This window comes from Pseudomonas lundensis (assembly GCF_001042985.1).
GTDB classification, from domain to species: Bacteria; Pseudomonadota; Gammaproteobacteria; order Pseudomonadales; family Pseudomonadaceae; genus Aquipseudomonas; species Aquipseudomonas lundensis.
In genome coordinates, this window is record NZ_JYKY01000059.1 from 1 (window position 1) to 3,981 (window position 3,981).

Consider the following 3,981-nt stretch of genomic DNA (forward strand, 5'->3'; position numbering starts at 1 on the left):
AGCCGTCGAATCGCGTAATGACCCGCTTGCTGCTTAATAAAGGCGTACTTCAGCCGCACTCCTTGGCAAAGTACGCGGCGGCCTTTTTTAAGATGTCTCGCTCCTCCGTCACCCGTTTCAGCTCGGCCCGTAGACGACGAACCTCAGCGCTCTGATCATCCTCCTCAACGCGCTGTTCCTGGGGCTTGGTGTAGCGCTTAACCCAGGCATAGAGGCTGTGCACGGACACACCCAATCGTGCAGCCACCTCCGAGACAGGAAGCTTCTTTTCGGTCACTTGTTTGACCGCCTGGATTTTGAATTCTTCGGGATATCGCTGGTTGCTCATGGCACCTCCTAATGGGCCTCATTTTAAGGCTTGGAGGTGTCTACGAAACTAGGGGCGATTCAATCCGTTGTTGCTCCAGATCCTGACCTTGCGTCGAAACCCGAGCGTAACCAATCTGCTGTCCTACATTTTCCATGAAGCACCTGTCGCATTTGTTGTCGCAGGCAACTTACAACGTGCGACAGATTTATGCGACAGGTCAGAGCCAACAAATCCAGCGTATGTGAAATTGTCGCATAACTTATAAATTATGCGACAATTCACTCGGTTTTTTGAGTTTATGACATTTCGTAATGGATCGAATCTGGCTGTCTATCGAGAGCTAGTCTTGGGTCTTCCAGACGATCGTAAAATATCAATACCGATATAAAAAATATGGTTATAAGGTGCCTAGATATTTACACATGGATTTAGGATTTTGGTTACCAACAATACTGCGAAAACTCTGGCTTTTGATCAACATTTATTGACGTTGCTAGAAACTACAGAGCTAGCTGGTAATATCTGGCGGAATCAAGAAAAGCTCGTAGAGGATGCCTCTGATGAGGTCTGGATAGATCAGATGTACGAGATCGATCGCTTAGAAGGTCAATACAGAGCCTATCAAGATCAGATAATCCACCACCTCCATCTGATCTTTGGTAAACCCTAGCTATGACAAGTTGCGTCTTAAAATTAAAGACTGCCCATGACCCGCTCGAATCGTAAAACCCTTATGGCCAGCCTGCTAATTGCGCTCTGGGGCCTCTCCATTCTAGTCGCCTACTGGTGGTACGAAGCACGTTACCTGCGCAGCTTCAGTGAGCAGACCGCGTTGTTCTACGGCGAGCTGCTGCACCTGCCTGATGAGCTTGCGGGTCCAGGCCCGATCCGCCTGATACATTTCTGGGACCCGTCCTGCCCATGCAATGTCGGCAACCAGCAGCACCTTACCGAGCTTATTAAGCGCTTCGGCCCACAGGGTGTTAGTTTCTACGCGGTGCAAACGCCAGGTAGTCACGACCAATTACCTGAAGCCCTGAACGCTTTGAAAACTTTACCCGCCTTGAGCGGCATCTACAGAATACCAGCCAGCCCGGCAGTAGCAATCTGGGACCGGACAGGCCAATTAGCATACTTCGGCCCCTACAGCGAAGGCGCAACCTGCACCTCTAGTAACAGCATTATCGAGCCCATTCTCGACGCCCTGAGTGCTGGCAGACCCGTAAACGCAAATAACACAATGGCCGTAGGCTGCTTCTGCGACTGGCCGAACAATTGACGATCACAAACCGGCAACGCGTTACGGCATCACGCGCAAAAGCATGCTCATCCTTAGACTCAACTTGCCGATACAGCAATTTTGAGTAGTTGCAGAGCGCCTAAATCAAGCTAGCCCTATGTAACACTCACCACGACTGCAGCACCACCTAGAGCCTATCGCCATGTCCGCTAACCTCTCCCCCGTTCAACAGCACTACCAAAAATCAGACCGAATCATGCTGGGTGTGCTGTGGCTGATGTTTGTGTACTCGCTCGGACTCGCGTTCTGGCATGGTGCTTGGGGTCAAGCGCTCCTGGTCGGAGGTGGTACAGCGGTTGTGATGAGCCTGCTTAACCAGCTAATCAGCGGCCAGCGTCTGTTGCGTTGCGTAATGGGCGCGGCGTATATGGTAATGGCGGCCCTGCACATCAACCAAGCTGGCGGCATGCTTGAAATGCATTTCAGCATCTTCGTGCTACTGGCTTTCTTGGTGTACTACCGTGACTGGCTTCCGATCGTGGTAGCCGCATTGGTGATTGCAGTGCATCACTTGAGTTTCTTTGCCTTACAAGCTCAAGGTGTTGACGTTGTTGTGCTGCCGAGCGGCAGTTGGTCAACCATTTTCCTGCATGCGCTCTACGTCGTAGCAGAAAGCGCAATTCTGATTTACTTGGCGATGCAGACTCACGCGGAAGCCGTTGAAAGCGCGGCGCTGATGCAAGCTGCCGAGAAGATCACTGAGCGAGTTGACGAAGTCAATCTCAGCTACCGCAGCAGTGCGCAGGGCAAAGTTAGCCTAGGTTTTAACCAATTTCTTGGCACCTTGGACGATCTGGTCAGCGAAGTGATTAGAGACACAAAAAGTCTGAAAAAAATGGGTGACAGTCTGCTGCTAACCACCGAGAACCTAAGCTCTGGGGCAGAGCAACAGCAAGGCGAAATCATCTACATGAGCTCAGCTATGCTGCAGATGAGCACCGCCATTGACGAAGTGGCTGGACATGCTGATGGCGCCGCGGCGGCAGCTCAAGCCGCCAACCAGCAAGCTGCCGAGGGTAGTCGCTCGGTCAACCATGTGCGCAGCGAGATCAGCAAACTGGCCACACAAATCGACGTTACTGAAACCGAGGTTCAGGCGCTGGCAGAACAGTCCGAGCAGATCGGCAAGGTGTTGGAAGTGATCCGCTCGATTGCGGATCAAACCAACCTGCTAGCCCTAAATGCTGCAATTGAAGCCGCGCGTGCTGGCGAGCATGGTCGTGGTTTTGCCGTCGTAGCTGACGAGGTGCGCAATCTGGCGCAGAAAACTGCGTTGTCTACCGCTGAAATACAAAAAATCATCAGTGGCTTGCAACAAGGTAGCCGCCAAGCAGCGGCCGCTATGCAAGAAAGCCGAGACAGCGTGCGCAGCTGCGTACAAGACAGTCAAGCGACTGCTGAACTGCTAGGCACAGTAGCGCAAAACATCAGCGGTATTACTCAAATGAACGAGCTGATTGCCGCCGCCACCCACGAGCAAGCTGCGACCAGTGCAGAAGTTAGTCAGCACCTACACAGCGTGCAACAAGTAGCCAAGCAAAGCTTCGGCGATGCTAGCAATCTTAACGACGATGGCCAGCAACTCAGCCAGTTAGCCGATCGCTTGAGCCGTTTGACTGGTCGCTTCCGCGTTAGCCGCTAAGCGCTGAATAGCCCTGACTTGGCAGGCAAATCTTACGGACTACTTGGCTGATGTTTGTGTGTCGAGTCCGACATTAACAGTCGGACGCGTGCCAGTGCCGGGCTCGCACTGGCACGCGGTATGATCTTGACCCGATTTACCATAAACGTCGTTATGCGTACTGCGATCAATCTTTCTGAGAAACCCGATATAAAGCCGAGTTTTGGGCTGTCTTTTCGATGAACTCGACAGTCAAATCTCCGGTTTTCGCGTCATTGTAATACTCGCGAATCGCTTGGCGAAAACGCCGACCGATCAATTTTCGAGTCGTAGGGTGCAAGCTAGCCCATTCAGCAGCAGGCTTTTTACTCAAAACCTTGTAAATCGCGGCCAGCAGAAAAGGCTTGTCCTCTGCCGTAGTGAGCGCACGCGCGATTAGGCGCTCAACGAGGCTGTCGACCTCATCGGCATCCAAGGACACGGTTTGCACCTTTTCGAGTCCCTTTTTTAAGAGATACACGTGAGCCTGTTCAAACGTCTGCAGCTCCTCATCAGAAAAATCCATGATTTCACGCATGAGGGCTTCGTCTATTTCAAGTAAAATGTTCATTCCAGATACCTTTTAGGGAAACTCTGAAAAAGGCTTCCAGATTTGGTGAAATACCCGCCTCACAGGAATCGAACGGTTGAGTCCCGATGAAACGATGCATCGCCGATGCTGAGTACGCCGGCAAACGTAAGCAGACCCGC

Annotated in this window: 3 protein-coding genes and 1 pseudogene; 2 read left to right on the forward strand and 2 right to left on the reverse strand. The window is 51.9% G+C overall.

Annotated elements, in window-relative coordinates:
• Nucleotides 1-328: pseudogene (locus TU74_RS22760) on the reverse strand (transposase); the annotation flags it as partial.
• A gap of 688 nt (nucleotides 329-1,016) precedes the next feature.
• Between TU74_RS22760 and TU74_RS22770 the strand changes: the two are divergent.
• Together TU74_RS22770 and TU74_RS22775 are read left to right on the forward strand one after the other, a co-directional pair.
• Nucleotides 1,017-1,589 carry a DUF6436 domain-containing protein gene (locus TU74_RS22770; protein WP_048377739.1) on the forward strand — a complete coding sequence of 191 codons (573 nt, stop codon included), beginning with the start codon at nucleotides 1,017-1,019 and terminating at the stop codon, nucleotides 1,587-1,589.
• A 163-nt stretch (nucleotides 1,590-1,752) separates the two neighbouring features.
• Nucleotides 1,753-3,252 carry a methyl-accepting chemotaxis protein gene (locus tag TU74_RS22775; RefSeq protein ID WP_032891959.1) on the forward strand — a complete coding sequence of 500 codons (1,500 nt, stop codon included), beginning with the start codon at nucleotides 1,753-1,755 and terminating at the stop codon, nucleotides 3,250-3,252.
• Nucleotides 3,253-3,418: 166 nt separating this feature from the next.
• Here TU74_RS22775 and TU74_RS22780 read toward each other — a convergent pair whose 3' ends face one another.
• Nucleotides 3,419-3,841 (reverse strand): hypothetical protein, encoded by a 423-nt coding sequence (locus tag TU74_RS22780; protein WP_048377740.1) that lies wholly within the window; start codon nucleotides 3,839-3,841, stop codon nucleotides 3,419-3,421.
• Between the last annotated feature and the right edge of the window lie 140 nt (nucleotides 3,842-3,981).

Coding starts and splice junctions, on each gene's coding strand:
- TU74_RS22775 (WP_032891959.1), top strand. CDS start 1,753: ATGTCCGCTAACCTCTCCCCCGTTCAACAGCACTACCAAAAATCAGAC.
- TU74_RS22770 (WP_048377739.1), top strand. CDS start 1,017: ATGACCCGCTCGAATCGTAAAACCCTTATGGCCAGCCTGCTAATTGCG.
- TU74_RS22780 (WP_048377740.1), bottom strand. CDS start 3,841: ATGAACATTTTACTTGAAATAGACGAAGCCCTCATGCGTGAAATCATG.